General features: G+C 63.8%; 14 protein-coding genes. 10 read left to right on the forward strand and 4 right to left on the reverse strand.

The genetic code is table 11. From position 1 onward, the window contains the following. Positions 1 to 34: 34 nt before the first annotated feature. The 4 genes from LDO41_RS08355 to LDO41_RS08370 all read left to right on the forward strand — a co-directional run bounded on the left by LDO41_RS08355 (position 35) and on the right by LDO41_RS08370 (position 4,477). Entirely contained in the window at positions 35 to 1,228 is a 1,194-nt protein-coding gene (locus LDO41_RS08355; RefSeq protein ID WP_223984688.1) for an MFS transporter, read from the forward strand. A gap of 126 nt (positions 1,229 to 1,354) precedes the next feature. Continuing rightward, positions 1,355 to 1,993, forward strand: a complete 639-nt coding sequence (gene pdxH / locus LDO41_RS08360) for a pyridoxamine 5'-phosphate oxidase (protein WP_223984690.1) — start codon at positions 1,355 to 1,357, stop codon at positions 1,991 to 1,993. A gap of 114 nt (positions 1,994 to 2,107) precedes the next feature. Beyond that, complete coding sequence (locus LDO41_RS08365; RefSeq protein ID WP_223984692.1) at positions 2,108 to 3,343, forward strand: SAM-dependent methyltransferase; 1,236 nt, start codon at positions 2,108 to 2,110, stop codon at positions 3,341 to 3,343. Between the two features lie 78 nt (positions 3,344 to 3,421). After that, positions 3,422 to 4,477, forward strand: coding sequence for a DUF72 domain-containing protein (locus LDO41_RS08370; protein WP_223984694.1), 1,056 nt, complete (start codon positions 3,422 to 3,424; stop codon positions 4,475 to 4,477). Positions 4,478 to 4,495: 18 nt separating this feature from the next. Here LDO41_RS08370 and msrA read toward each other — a convergent pair whose 3' ends face one another. Beyond that, positions 4,496 to 5,041, reverse strand: a complete 546-nt coding sequence (gene msrA, locus LDO41_RS08375; RefSeq protein ID WP_223984706.1) for a peptide-methionine (S)-S-oxide reductase MsrA — start codon at positions 5,039 to 5,041, stop codon at positions 4,496 to 4,498. Between the two features lie 312 nt (positions 5,042 to 5,353). Between msrA and LDO41_RS08380 the strand changes: the two genes are divergently transcribed. Continuing rightward, the gene (locus LDO41_RS08380; RefSeq protein ID WP_223984716.1) at positions 5,354 to 5,926 is read left to right on the forward strand and encodes a flavin reductase family protein; all 573 of its coding nucleotides are present in this window, start codon (positions 5,354 to 5,356) and stop codon (positions 5,924 to 5,926) included. 15 nt (positions 5,927 to 5,941) lie between these two features. On the opposite strand, the gene LDO41_RS08385 is transcribed toward LDO41_RS08380, so the two are convergent. Beyond that, positions 5,942 to 6,418: an Lrp/AsnC family transcriptional regulator gene (locus LDO41_RS08385; RefSeq protein WP_223984718.1), complete on the reverse strand. Its 477-nt coding sequence runs from the start codon at positions 6,416 to 6,418 to the stop codon at positions 5,942 to 5,944. 146 nt (positions 6,419 to 6,564) lie between these two features. On the opposite strand from LDO41_RS08385, the gene kynB reads away from it, so the two are divergent. The 3 genes from kynB to kynA are packed head-to-tail and all read left to right on the forward strand — an operon-like array spanning position 6,565 to position 9,381. Continuing rightward, a complete protein-coding gene (kynB, locus tag LDO41_RS08390; protein WP_223984730.1) occupies positions 6,565 to 7,230 on the forward strand; it encodes an arylformamidase in 666 nt (221 codons plus the stop codon). Between the two features lie 7 nt (positions 7,231 to 7,237). Beyond that, complete coding sequence (kynU, locus tag LDO41_RS08395; RefSeq protein WP_223984733.1) at positions 7,238 to 8,494, forward strand: kynureninase; 1,257 nt, start codon at positions 7,238 to 7,240, stop codon at positions 8,492 to 8,494. Positions 8,495 to 8,511: 17 nt separating this feature from the next. Then, positions 8,512 to 9,381 carry a tryptophan 2,3-dioxygenase gene (kynA, locus tag LDO41_RS08400; protein ID WP_223984736.1) on the forward strand — a complete coding sequence of 290 codons (870 nt, stop codon included), beginning with the start codon at positions 8,512 to 8,514 and terminating at the stop codon, positions 9,379 to 9,381. A 10-nt stretch (positions 9,382 to 9,391) separates the two neighbouring features. On the opposite strand, the gene LDO41_RS08405 is transcribed toward kynA, so the two are convergent. Beyond that, the gene (locus LDO41_RS08405) at positions 9,392 to 10,213 is read right to left on the reverse strand and encodes an IclR family transcriptional regulator (protein ID WP_223984740.1); all 822 of its coding nucleotides are present in this window, start codon (positions 10,211 to 10,213) and stop codon (positions 9,392 to 9,394) included. 160 nt (positions 10,214 to 10,373) lie between these two features. Here LDO41_RS08405 and LDO41_RS08410 point away from each other — a divergent pair, with 160 nt between their 5' ends. After that, on the forward strand, positions 10,374 to 11,564 hold the full coding sequence (locus LDO41_RS08410; protein WP_223984743.1) for an acyl-CoA dehydrogenase: 1,191 nt from the start codon (positions 10,374 to 10,376) through the stop codon (positions 11,562 to 11,564). 108 nt (positions 11,565 to 11,672) lie between these two features. Here LDO41_RS08410 and LDO41_RS08415 read toward each other — a convergent pair whose 3' ends face one another. Beyond that, positions 11,673 to 12,311 (reverse strand): peroxiredoxin, encoded by a 639-nt coding sequence (locus LDO41_RS08415; RefSeq protein WP_223984746.1) that lies wholly within the window; start codon positions 12,309 to 12,311, stop codon positions 11,673 to 11,675. 350 nt (positions 12,312 to 12,661) lie between these two features. Here LDO41_RS08415 and LDO41_RS08420 point away from each other — a divergent pair, with 350 nt between their 5' ends. Continuing rightward, positions 12,662 to 12,979, forward strand: a complete 318-nt coding sequence (locus LDO41_RS08420) for a DUF883 family protein (RefSeq protein WP_318036280.1) — start codon at positions 12,662 to 12,664, stop codon at positions 12,977 to 12,979. Positions 12,980 to 13,062: the final 83 nt, after the last annotated feature.

Below are 13,062 nucleotides of genomic sequence, written 5' to 3' on the forward strand. Positions count from 1 at the left end.
GCCGCACTCGTTTTTTCACCTCTGCTGCCCCCACATGACGCTGCCCCCTGCCACGGTGCCGCCGATCAGCTGGCTGATCGCTCTCACGGTGTGCAATCACGTCGCCTTCAACGCCAGTCGCGTTGTCGTCTCACTGTTCGCCATCTCCCTCAAGGCCTCCACCATCACGCTCGGCGTGCTGATGGCGCTCTACGCCCTGCTGCCGATGTTCCTCGCGATTCCGGCGGGACGGCGTATCGACGAGATCGGCCCACGTATTCCCATGACGGCCGGCTCGCTGATGGTCGTCGGCGGCACGCTGATGCCCGCCGTCTGGCATGACATCAGCTCCCTGTACGCCGCGTGCGCGCTGATCGGCGTCGGCTTCATGCTGGTGCAGGTGGCCATGCAGTTGCTGATCGGCCAGGTCTCGACCAACGAGACGCGTCTGCGCAACTATTCGCTGCACGCGCTCGGCTTGTCGGTCTCGGGCACGCTCGGCCCCGTGACAATGGGCTATGTGATCGAGCACGCGGGCTTTCGCAGCGCATTCATCGTGCTGGTGGCGGTGGCCATCGTGGGCCAGGTCGGCCTGCAGTACATTCGTCCGCGCCTGCCCGCCACCGGCGGCAACGCGGGCCGCATTGCCATCGAGGACGGCTCGCGTCAGTCCACGCTGAGCCTGCTGCAGTATCCCGAGTTGCGCGCGGTGTTCATCGCCAGTGCGGTGCTCTCGGCCGCATGGGACCTGCATGCGTTCCTGATTCCAATCCGCGGCTCGAATATCGGCCTGACGCCCTCTTCGATCGGCTGGGTGCTCGGTTCGTTCTCGATCGCCACGCTGGCGATTCGCATCGCCATGCCACTGATCTCGCGCCGCTTTTCGGAATGGAAGATCATTCGGATTGCGCTGACTGTCGGTGCGCTCGCGTATCTGATCTATCCATTCGTCTCGCAGTTCTGGCTGATGTGCGCGCTCGCGTTCGTGCTGGGCCTCGCACTCGGCAGCGCGCAGCCCAACGTGATGAACATCCTTCATATCGCGTCCCCTTCGGGCCGCGCGGGCGAGGCACTGGGCCTGCGTTCTGCCGTGCTGAACACCAGTCAGGTGTTGTGGCCGCTCACGTTCGGCGTGGTGGGTACCGCGCTCGGCATGCTGCCGATTTTCCTGTCGATGGCGGGCGCGATGGGCGTGGCCGGTTACTACTCACGCTCGCAAACCCGCAGCAAGGCATTGCCGCCCGCCTGAGTACCTGCTGAGTACCTGCTGAGTACCTGCTGAGATAGCGCGCGATTTGATGCAACGCAGATCGCGCCATGCGGCGCATTCGCTATACTCGAAGCATCCTTCTTGATGTTTTGGTTTGAAGCGACAATGACCCAACTTGCAGATCTGCGCCGCCAATTCGTGCTCGGCGCGCTTTCCGAAACCGACGTGGCCGACGATCCGATCGCGCAGTTCCAGCGATGGTTCGACGAAGCCGTGGTCGCGAAAATGCCCGATCCGAATGCGATGACGCTTGCCACGGTCAATGCGGAGGGCCAGCCCTCGGCGCGCATCGTGCTGCTCAAGGGCGTCGACGCGAGCGGCTTCACGTTCTTCACGAATTATGAAAGCCGCAAGGGCGGGGATCTGCTTCACAACCCGCGCGCGGCGCTGTTGTTCCACTGGGTCCAGCTCGAACGTCAGGTGCGCATCGAAGGCGAAGTGCACAAGGTTGATGACGCCGAGAGCGACGCGTACTTTCTCTCGCGCCCGCTCGGCTCGCGCCTCGGTGCATGGGCCTCCGAGCAAAGCCGCGAGGTGGCCGGCCGCGAAGTCCTCGAAGCACGCGAAGCGGATTTTCGCGCGCGCTTCGGCGACGATCCGCCGCGTCCGCCGCACTGGGGTGGTTATCGACTGGTGCCGCACTGGATCGAGTTCTGGCAGGGTCGCGCCTCACGCCTGCACGACCGCATCGGCTTCCGCCGACAGGACGATGGCAGCTGGAACATCGTGCGACTGTCGCCCTGACCCGGCAGTTGTTTGCTCGGGCAGACAGGTTAACGCGCCCTGACGCAAGGAATTTCGTTCGGCAGTAGAGTCTCTCGGTTGTCGCCATCTAGGTTGCCATCAAGGGAGAGCCGCATGCTGTTCAAACAAGCCCTGGAAACTCAACTCGAACGCTGGATCGCCGACGTACGCGAGCACGCCAATCTGCCCGTACGGTTGCGATTATGGAATGGCAGCGAGTTTGCGCTCGGCAGGTTCGAAACCCCTGATGTCACGTTGACCGTGCGCGATGCCGCGGCACTGCCACTGCTGCTGGTGCCGAGTCTCGATAATCTCGGCGAGGCCTACGTACAGCAGAAGATCGATCTCGACGGCAAGCTCTCCGACATCATCAACGTGGGCTATGGCTTCTCGGCCGCGGCAAAAAAAGCCGCGGGCGGCATGCTCGCCAAGGTGGCGCAACACTTCACGCATTCGAAGCAGGAAGACAAGGCCGCCATCGCGTACCACTACGATGTCTCCAATGATTTCTATCGGCTCTGGCTCGATCCGCGCATGGTCTATTCCTGCGCGTACTTCGAGCACGGCGATGAAGACCTCGCCACCGCGCAGCTCAAGAAGATCGACCACATCCTGACCAAGGTGCGCCTGCAGCCGGGACAGACGCTGCTCGATATCGGCTGTGGCTGGGGCGCGCTGGTTATCCGCGCCGCGCAGAAATTCGGCGCGCATTGCGTGGGTATTACGCTGTCGCAAAACCAGTTCGACCTTGCTACCGCGCGGGTGAAGGAGGCTGGCGTCGAGGACCGTATCGAGATCCGTCTGCAGGACTATCGCGATGTGCAGGGACAATTCGATCGCATCACCAGCGTCGGCATGTTCGAGCATGTCGGCAAGGACAACCTGCCTGGCTACTTCGGCCGCATGCGCGAGCTGCTTGCCGATGACGGCGTGGCGCTGAACCACGGCATTACCGCGACCGATCCGGACAGCGGCGAGGTGCCGATGGACGGCGCGGGCTTTATGGACCGCTACGTATTTCCGCAGGGCGAGCTGCCGCATATCGGACTCGTGCTTCGTACGCTGCAGCAGGGCGGCCTCGAGGCGTTTGACGTGGAACTGCTGCGCCGGCACTATGCGCAGACGCTGCGCCACTGGGCCGAGAATTTCGAGGCTCATGGCGATGCCATCCGCGAGATGGTCGGCGAAACCAGGTTTCGCATCTGGCGTGTGTACCTCGCCGGCTGCGCGCACGCGTTCACGACGGACCAGATGTCGATCTATCAGGTGATCTGCCACAAGGCGGGCCGCCAGGCCGACACGCTGCCCACGTCGCGGCGCTTTATCTATGACACCACGCTGGGCCGATAGGGGTTCGATCCCCTGTCGGCCCGCTCCCCGCTCCCCGCTTCCGTTGGGAGAGGGGTCGGGGGTGAGGGAAGCTTGACCATGAATTTCGACCTGTTTGGCCAGCCCATCGACGACGACGCGGCCAGTACCGACGAGGCCGCGTCCGCGGGTTCCTCGACAGCCAAAGCCGCACGCGGCAAGACCATCACGCCCGCGCAGGTCTCGGCCGAACTGAGCGCGCTGGCCGCGCGGCTGCCGCCGCAGCTTTACCTCGGCACCTCGTCATGGTCCTACCCGGGCTGGCATGGCCTCGTCTACGACGGCCAGTACAGCGAGAGCCTGCTCTCGCGCAAGGGCCTGACCGCTTACGGACGGCATCCGCTGCTGCGCGCGGCCGGTATCGACCGCGGCTTCTACGGGCCGATCCCGCTCGCCGACTATCTTGGATACGCGTCGCAGGTCCCCGAGGATTTTCGTTTTCTGATCAAGGCCCCGGCCAGTGTGTGCGACGGGTGGCTGCGCGGCGCCGACGGCGCGGGCCGCTTGCCCAACGCAGCATTTCTCGACCCCGACATCGCGGTGCGCGACTTTATCGTGCCGGCGACCGGCGGCCTGGGCCGGCGCTGTGGTCCGCTGCTGTTCCAGTTGTCGCCGCTGGGCGCGATGGCCAACGATGCCGAGGCGTTCCTCACGCGGCTTGGCGCGTTTCTGCAGGCGCTGCCGCCTCTCGACCCGTCGCTCACGCCGTTCGCATGCTACGCGGTGGAGATGCGCGATCCCTCGCTGCTGACACCACGCTATATCAAGCTGCTGCGCGCGCACGGCGTGCGCTTCTGCCTGTCCGCGCGCGATCGCCTGCCGCCGGTAGCACGTCAGGCCGGTGCGCAGGCCCTGATGGACGCCGATGCGCCGGGCCCGCTGGTATTGCGATGGATGCTGTATCAGGGCCGCTCGTACGAGATCGCCGAAGCCGCCTACGCGCCGTTCGACAAACTCGTCGACGAAGACGTGCCCACGCGCGAGGCCATTGCGGACCTCGTCGTGCGCACGCTCGCCGCGGGCCAGCCCGCCTATGTGATCGTCAGCAACAAGGCCGAAGGGTCGGCACCGCTGACCTGCCTGAAACTCGCGCAGGCGATTGCCGACCGGCTCTGACGTGGAAGAGGTGTGGGCTCACTGCCGCAGGCGGTGCGCGAACTGCTTGCGGAACTTGGCCACCTTGGGGGTGATCACGAACGCGCAGTAGCCCTGACCCGGATGGTCCTGATAGTAATTCTGGTGGCTGTCCTCGGCGCGCCAGTACGGTTGCTCCGGCTCGATCTGCGTAACGATCGGATCGTCATAGATCTTGTTCGCCGCGACTTCGCGCATCACGTACTCGGCGGTCGCGCGTTGCGCCTCCGAATGGGTGAAGATCACCGAGCGGTACTGCGGGCCCACATCGTTGCCCTGGCGGTTCAGGGTGGTCGGATCGTGAATCGCGAAGAAGATCTCGATAATCTCGCGATACGTGATGACCGACGGGTCAAACGTCACGCGCACGACTTCCGCGTGTCCAGTATCGCCCTCGCAGATCTGCCGGTACGAGGGATGACTGACATGGCCACCGGTATAGCCCGACTCCACGGCGCGGACCCCGTCCACCTGCTGGTAGACCGCTTCCAGGCACCAGAAGCATCCACCACCGAGCGTGGCGACCTCGAACTGTTGATGTTCCATGTCTGTGGCTCCCTTTCCTGTGCTCGCTGTCATGACGTCGTCCCGAATCTGTAGGATATCCAAGCAAATGGCGGCGCGCTTGCAAATATGACGAGCGCCCGTTGTCTGCGACCGGCGCGACCGGTCCCCGCCGCTCCGTTACAATCGCGGAAGTCCCGGCTGGCGCGCGTTTTGCAGCACCGTGGGTGAACCCAATGGGTGCGAAAACCCACTGAGTCGCAGCCATCGGGACATTAGGTTGTGGTTGCGCACGCGCATCCGCGAGCGCGATTACACTGTGGAACCGTCATGGAATTGTGTGGAGCCCAAGACATGGGCATGCCTGAAACCGGAAGCCGCCTCGAAGGCCCTGCCGAACGCCGCCGCGCGGCCTCGCCGGACTTTGATGCTCAGCATTTCCGCCGAGCGCTGTCCCAGTTCGCCACCGGCGTGACCGTCATGACGACGCGCGCGGCCGGCCATACCCACAACGGCGGCGCGCCTTTTGTTGGCATTACCGCCAGCTCGTTCAACTCGGTCTCGCTCGACCCGCCCCTGGTGCTGTGGAGCCTGGCCATGCGCGCCAGCAGCCTGCCGATGTTCCGCGCGGGCTCCCACTACATCATCAACGTACTCGCGGCCTCGCAGCTGGACCTGTGCCAGCGCTTCGCGACGCTCAAAGGCGATCGCTTTGCCGGCGTCGACTATCGGCTGTCCGAGAACGGCCTGCCGATTCTCGCCAACGCGCTGGCCTGGTTCGAATGCCACAATCGCAGCCGCTACGACGAAGGCGATCACGTGATCTTCGTCGGCGAAGTGGAACGCTGCGGCATCCTCGATGCCGGCGGCCAACCGCTGGTGTTCCACCGCGGCGAGTTCTCGACGCTGACGTCGCTCGACCGCTGAATTTCAGGCCGCCCCTCAGGTTGAGGCCTTGAGGATGGCCAGCGGCGAGCCCTCGGTCTTGATCCGCTGCAGCACGATATTCGAGCGGATATCCATCACGCCCCGCGTGCGATAGAGCCGATTGACGATGAAATCCGAGTAATGCTTCAGATTGCGCGCCTGCACGCGCAGGATGTAGCTGCTGTCCCCGGTGATCACATAGGCCGACAGCACCTCGGGCCATGCCTGCACCGCTTCGTTGAACGTCTCGTGCCACCCTTCCACGTCGTGCCGCATCGACACCTGCACGATCGCCTCGATCTCCAGCCCAAGCTGCTCCGCGTCGAACCACGCGCGGTAGCCGCCGATCACCCCGCTCTCTTCCAGTAATCGCACACGGCGCAGGCACGCCGACGGCGACAGCGCGACGCGGTCCGCCAGATCCTGATTGCTGATGCGGCCGTTCTCCTGCAGGCAGGTCAGGATGCGTAGATCGATGGGGTCGAGAGTCATATTGAAGAATCCACCGTTACAAGGGTCATTTACGCAAGATTCTGCGAAATTCACCCGATTATAGCGGCGAAATGGCAAGCCTTTTTCGCGATGTTTTGACTAACATGCGGGCATTGGCCATACAAATGCATCGAAAAGGGTCAGCCATGCCTACCGCGCCCCGCACCCTCTGGGACATCACGCCCCCGGTATCGTCCGCCACGCCCGTCTGGCCCGGCGACACGCCGTTTCAGCACGCGCCGTCCTGGCAGATGGACGCCCATTGCCCCGTGAATGTGGGCCGCATCACGATGTCTCCCCACACCGGCGCGCACACCGACGCCCCGCTGCACTACGCCGCGGACGGTGCCGCGATCGGCGAGGTGTCGCTTGACGCGTACCTCGGCCCTTGCCGCGTGATCCATTGCCTCGGTGCCACGCCAGTGGTGTCGCCCGAGCAGATTGCCCACGCGCTCGACGGCACGCCACCGCGCGTGCTGCTGCGCACGTACGCACGCGCGCCCATCGAGGCATGGGACAGCGGGTTCTGCGCGGTGGCGACGGAGACCATCGCGCTGCTCGCCGCGCATGGTGTGCGGCTGATCGGCATCGATACCCCCTCGCTGGACCCGCAGGAATCCAAGACCATGGATGCGCATCGTGCCGTGCATGCGCATGGCCTGGCCATTCTCGAAGGCATCGTGCTCGACGAGGTACCCGCCGGGGACTATGAGCTGATCGCGCTGCCGCTGCGTCTGACGGGTCTCGATGCGAGCCCCGTACGCGCAGTGTTGCGCAGCCTACCCCGCGCAACCTTCCCAGATAACCACTGATTTCCCCATGACCGCATTTACTCGTGAACACTGCGTGGCGCTCGACCGCGACGATCCGCTCGCACCGCTGCGCGCGCAATTCGCCCTACCCAAGGGCGTGATCTATCTCGACGGCAACTCGCTTGGCGCGCGGCCACACGCCGCCGCCGCGCGCGCAGCGGAGGTGGTCGCCGCCGAATGGGGCGATGGCCTGATCCGCAGCTGGAACACCGCCGGCTGGTTCGATCTGCCGCGCCGGCTCGGCAACAAGCTCGCGCCGCTGATCGGCGCGCGCGACGACGAAGTGGTGGTCACCGATACCACCTCGATCAACCTGTTCAAGGTGTTGGCCGCGGCGCTGCGCGTGCAGCAGCAACGCGATCCGTCACGCCGCGTGATCGTCTCCGAGTCGAGCAACTTCCCGACCGATCTCTATATCGCGCAGGGACTCGCCGATCTGCTCCAGCAGGGCTATTCGCTGCGCCTCGTCGACGACCCGTCGCAGCTCGATGCCGCCATCGATGCCGACTGCGCGGTGCTGATGCTCACGCACGTCAACTACCAGTCCGGCGAGATGCTCGACATGGCAGGCCTGACCGAACTGGCCCATGCGCGCGGCGCGCTCACCGTCTGGGATCTGGCCCATTCGGCCGGCGCGGTGCCCGTCGATCTGCACGGTGCGCAGGCCGACTACGCAATCGGCTGCACCTACAAATATCTCAACGGTGGCCCGGGTTCGCCGGCCTTTGTATGGGTCGCGCCCGCGCTGCGCGATGCGTTCTGGCAGCCGCTGTCCGGATGGTGGGGTCATGCCGCCCCGTTTGCGATGTCGCCGCGCTACCAGCCCACTGAAGGTATCGGCCGCTTCCTGTGCGGCACGCAGCCGATGACCTCGCTCGCGCTGGTCGAATGCGGGCTCGACGTGTTCGCACAGACCAGCATGACCGCATTGCGCGCCAAGTCGCTGCGCCTGACGGACCTGTTTATTCGCCTCGTCGAGCACCGTTGCGGCGATCATCCCCTCAAGCTCGTCACGCCGCGCGAACACGCACGGCGCGGCAGCCACGTCAGCTTTGCGCATCCCGATGGCTATGCCGTGGTGGCAGCGCTGATCGAGCGCGGCGTGATCGGCGACTATCGCGAACCATCGATTGCACGCTTCGGTTTTACGCCGCTATACACGAGCTTCACCGAAGTGTGGGATGCGGTCGAAGTGCTGCGCGAGGTATTGGACGGCGACGTCTATCGCGAGGCGCGCTTCGCGGTGCGCGGCCAGGTGACCTGAATCAGAGGCGACAACATATGAGCACGACACAGGGCTGCCCGTTTTCGGCAGGCAAGCAGGATGAAGAGGGAAACTGGCACGGCGCGCAGATGGATTTCGCGCGCGATATGAGCTACGGCGACTATCTCGGCCTCGATCAGATTCTCAACGCCCAGCACCCGCGTTCACCCGATCACAACGAGATGCTGTTTATCGTCCAGCATCAGACCACCGAGTTGTGGATGAAGCTGATGCTGCACGAGTTGCGCGCCGCGCGCGAGAGCGTGCGTGAAGATCGCCTGCCGCCCGCGTTCAAGATGCTGACGCGCGTCTCGCGCATCATGGATCAACTGGTGCAGGCCTGGAACGTGCTGGCCACGATGACGCCGCCCGAGTACTCGGCGATGCGTCCGTACCTCGGCGCTTCGTCAGGCTTTCAGTCCTACCAGTATCGCGAGATCGAATTCATTCTCGGCAACAAGAACGCGGCGATGCTGCGGCCGCATGCGCATCGGTCCGAGCAACTTGCGCTGGTGGAGGCATCGTTGCAGGCACCGTCGCTGTACGACGAGGCGATCCGTTTGATGGCGCGGCGTGGTTTCGCCATCGACGCGGCATGCCTCGAGCGGGACTGGACGCAACCGGCCGGCTACAACGCGTCGGTGGAAGCCGCGTGGCTGCAGGTCTATCGCGACCCGACCGCGCACTGGGAGCTGTACGAACTCGGCGAGAAGTTCGTCGACCTCGAGGATGCCTTCCGGCAATGGCGCTTCCGCCATGTCACCACGGTCGAGCGCGTGATTGGCTTCAAGCGCGGCACCGGCGGCACCGAAGGCGTGGGTTACCTGCGCAAGATGCTGGATGTGGTGCTGTTCCCCGAATTGTGGAAACTGCGCACCGATCTTTGACGGACGCTCGTCAGCTGCTCGCGTCCGACAGGCGCGCGGCTAACGCGCGCAGCGCCGGTGCAAGCTTGTCGTGGAAGTCTTGCTCGGGCACCGCGCCATATGAGGCGCTGCAACTGAGCATGTGGATATCGCGCTCGCCGATCGGTCGGTACGCCACCGCGCAGGCGTGAATAGCCGGATGCCAGTCGCGGAACGAGGCCGAGTAGCCGGTGCGCTCGGCCTCATCGAGTGCGGCGCGCATCGGCGCCTCCTGCTGCCGCCATTGCTCCGGATAGGCCTGCGCGAACTCCGCGAGCACGCGCTCGCGCCGCGCCGACGGCAACGCCGCCAGATAGGCGCGCCCCATCGAACTCGACACCAGTGACAGCCGCGAGCCCACGCCGAGGCCGAGCATCACGCCCGCGTCGTTACGAATCGATTCGAGGTAGATGACTTCCATCCGCTCCCGCTTGCCCAGCGACACCGACACCCCGTACGACTGCGCGAACGCCAGCATATGCGGCCGCGCGAGCCCCACCACGTTCGATGCCGACAGATACGAGAAACCGAGCGCGAGCACGCCGGCATCGAGCGCGTACTTGCCGAGCGAGTTGTCGTAGCGCAGATAGCCGAGCTGCACGAGCGTACCGGCCAGCCGGCTCACCGTCGCCTTCGGGAAGCCCGTGCGGCGCACGAAGTCCTGATTGCCGAGCATTGCCTCGCCCGTGCGGAAGCAGCGCAGCAGCTCGAGGCCGCGCGCGAGTGCCGTGACGAAGTTGGGATCGCTCTCGCGCTCGCTCGGCGCGCGCTCGGTGGCAGCACCGGATGCGGCAACTGACGGGACATCGGCCAAGGTAGTCTCCTGTTGACGCGGCGGTTTGACGTTGCGGCCTATTGATGCGCCTATTGATGCGACGCATCGAAGCGGTATTGCACCGACGCGAGGTTCAGCTATACTACCGCATCGGAACAAGGTTCCGCAATGCGGAACCACAATTTTTCAGGAGACCTCGATGGCCCACGCCGAATTCAATTGGACCGACCCCCTGCTGCTGGACCAGCAACTCACCGACGACGAGCGCATGGTGCGTGACGCGGCGGCGTCCTATTGCCAGGACAAGCTGATGCCGCGCGTGTTGCAGTCCTTCCGTAACGAGAAGACCGACATCGAGATTTTCCGCGAGATGGGCGAACTGGGCCTGCTCGGCCCCACCATCCCCGAGCAATACGGCGGCCCCGGCCTCAACTACGTGAGCTACGGTCTGATCGCGCGTGAAGTGGAGCGCGTGGACTCGGGTTACCGCTCGATGATGAGCGTGCAGTCGTCGCTGGTGATGGTGCCGATCTATGAGTTCGGCACCGACGCGCAGAAAGAAAAGTACCTGCCGAAGCTTGCCACCGGCGAGTGGATCGGCTGCTTCGGCCTGACCGAACCGAACCATGGTTCCGATCCGGGCTCGATGATCACGCGCGCCAAGAAGGTGGCCGGCGGCTACGAGCTGAGCGGCGCCAAGATGTGGATCACTAACTCGCCGATCGCCGACGTGTTCGTGGTGTGGGCCAAGCTGGTGGGCGAAGACGGCAAGGACGCGATTCGCGGCTTTATCCTCGAAAAGGGCTGGAAGGGTCTGTCGGCACCGGCGATCCACGGCAAGGTGGGCCTGCGCACGTCGATTACCGGCGAGATCGTGATGGATCAGGTGTTCGTGCCGGAAGAGAACATCATGCCGGGCGTCAGCGGCCTCAAGGGTCCGTTCACCTGCCTGAACTCGGCCCGTTACGGCATCGCCTGGGGCGCGCTCGGCGCCGCCGAATTCTGCTGGCACACTGCCCGCCAGTACACGCTGGACCGCAAGCAGTTCGGCCGTCCGCTGGCTGCCACGCAGCTGGTACAGAAGAAACTCGCCGACATGCAGACCGAAATCACGCTGGCCCTGCAAGGCTGCCTGCGCCTGGGCCGCATGAAGGATGACGGTACCGCGGCGGTGGAGATTACTTCGATCATGAAGCGCAATTCGTGCGGCAAGTCACTCGATATCGCCCGCGTCGCGCGCGACATGCTCGGTGGCAACGGCATTTCGGACGAATTCGGCGTGATCCGTCACGTCGTGAACCTCGAGGTGGTCAACACCTACGAGGGCACACACGACATCCACGCGCTGATTCTTGGCCGCGCCCAGACCGGCCTGCAAGCCTTCTTCTGAGCGTCGTAACAGGTCGAAACAAAACGCCCGGCGGGACTGACGTCACGCCGGGCGAAAATCACACACTACCAAGGAGACGACGGGCTGCCCCGCCGTTAAAACACTGGTTTACTTGTTCGGCTGCGGCGTCATGCGCAGGTACGGACGCACCGCCTTGTAACCCTTCGGGAATTTCTGGCGGATCACCTCTTCGTCCTTCAGCGACGGCACGATGACCACGTCGTCACCGTCCTGCCAGTTGCCCGGCGTGGCGACGCTATGGTTGTCGGTCAGTTGCAGCGAATCGATAACGCGCAGAATCTCGTTGAAATTTCTACCCGTGCTGGCCGGATACGTAATGATCAGGCGCACTTTCTTCTTCGGGTCGATGATGAACAGCGAACGCACCGTCAGCGTGTCGTTGGCGTTCGGATGAATCATGTCGTACAGACCGGAAACCTTGCGGTCGCTGTCGGCAAGAATCGGGAAGTTGACCGACGTTGACTGCGTTTCGTTGATATCGCGGATCCAACCCTTGTGCGATTCCACGTTATCCACAGACAAAGCGATGGCCTTCACGCCGCGCTTGGCGAACTCTTCCTTGAGCTTCGCGGTCAGACCGAGTTCGGTCGTGCACACCGGCGTGTAGTCGGCAGGGTGCGAAAACAGGACACCCCAGCCTTCGCCGAGCCATTCGTGAAAACGGATAGGGCCTTCACTGGAATCCTGCTCGAAATCCGGGGCGATATCGCCGAGACGCAAAGACATGCCTTCTCTCCTGTTGATCGGGGGGATAGAAACGAATTGAACCAGCTTAACGAGATTGCGATCCAACCCAAACGAATATAAAGTAACTACAAAATCACTCGAAGTCATAAGACTTCGCATCGCCGAAAGCCTTGCCATACTTCGGTTTCCGGCGGTTCGGACTATAGCCGAATGCCGTTCCTGCCGTTATCGTTATGCCATCGAGACCGGAACGAACGCCCGAAACACGCAGGTGTCAAGACTTGAAACGATGGCTCGCCGCCACATATGCTAGGTTCATGGCCCCAGATGACAAGTTCATGGCCCAGGTGGAAAGATGAACCGCCACAAGTGGGAGCGAGCAAGGCAAAATGTCACTGACACAACCAACCGCCCGCAAACAGGAGAAACTGATGAGCGATGTCAAGACCGTTCTGTCCGATGCCGAAGAATTGCTTAAGCAAGCGGCCTCGACTACCGGCGAAAAAGCTGCCGAACTGCGCGAGCGTGGCATGGGCCTGCTGAAGCAGGCCAAGGAAAAGGCCCAGGATCTGCAGGACGCTGTGGTCACCAAGAGCAAGGCCGCCGCACGCGCGACCGACGATTACGTGCATGACCATCCGTGGCGCGCCGTGGGCGTGGCGGCCGGCGTGGGTCTGCTGGTCGGCCTGCTGCTCAATCGCAAGTAAGTCGTATCCGCGCGGGCGGTACGAGCGTGCCGCCCGCGCCGAAAATTTATTAGGCCCGGCCTGGGAAACCTTGGCCGGGTCGT

It is taken from the genome of Cupriavidus pampae, assembly GCF_914271485.1.
GTDB classification, from domain to species: Bacteria; Pseudomonadota; Gammaproteobacteria; order Burkholderiales; family Burkholderiaceae; genus Cupriavidus; species Cupriavidus pampae.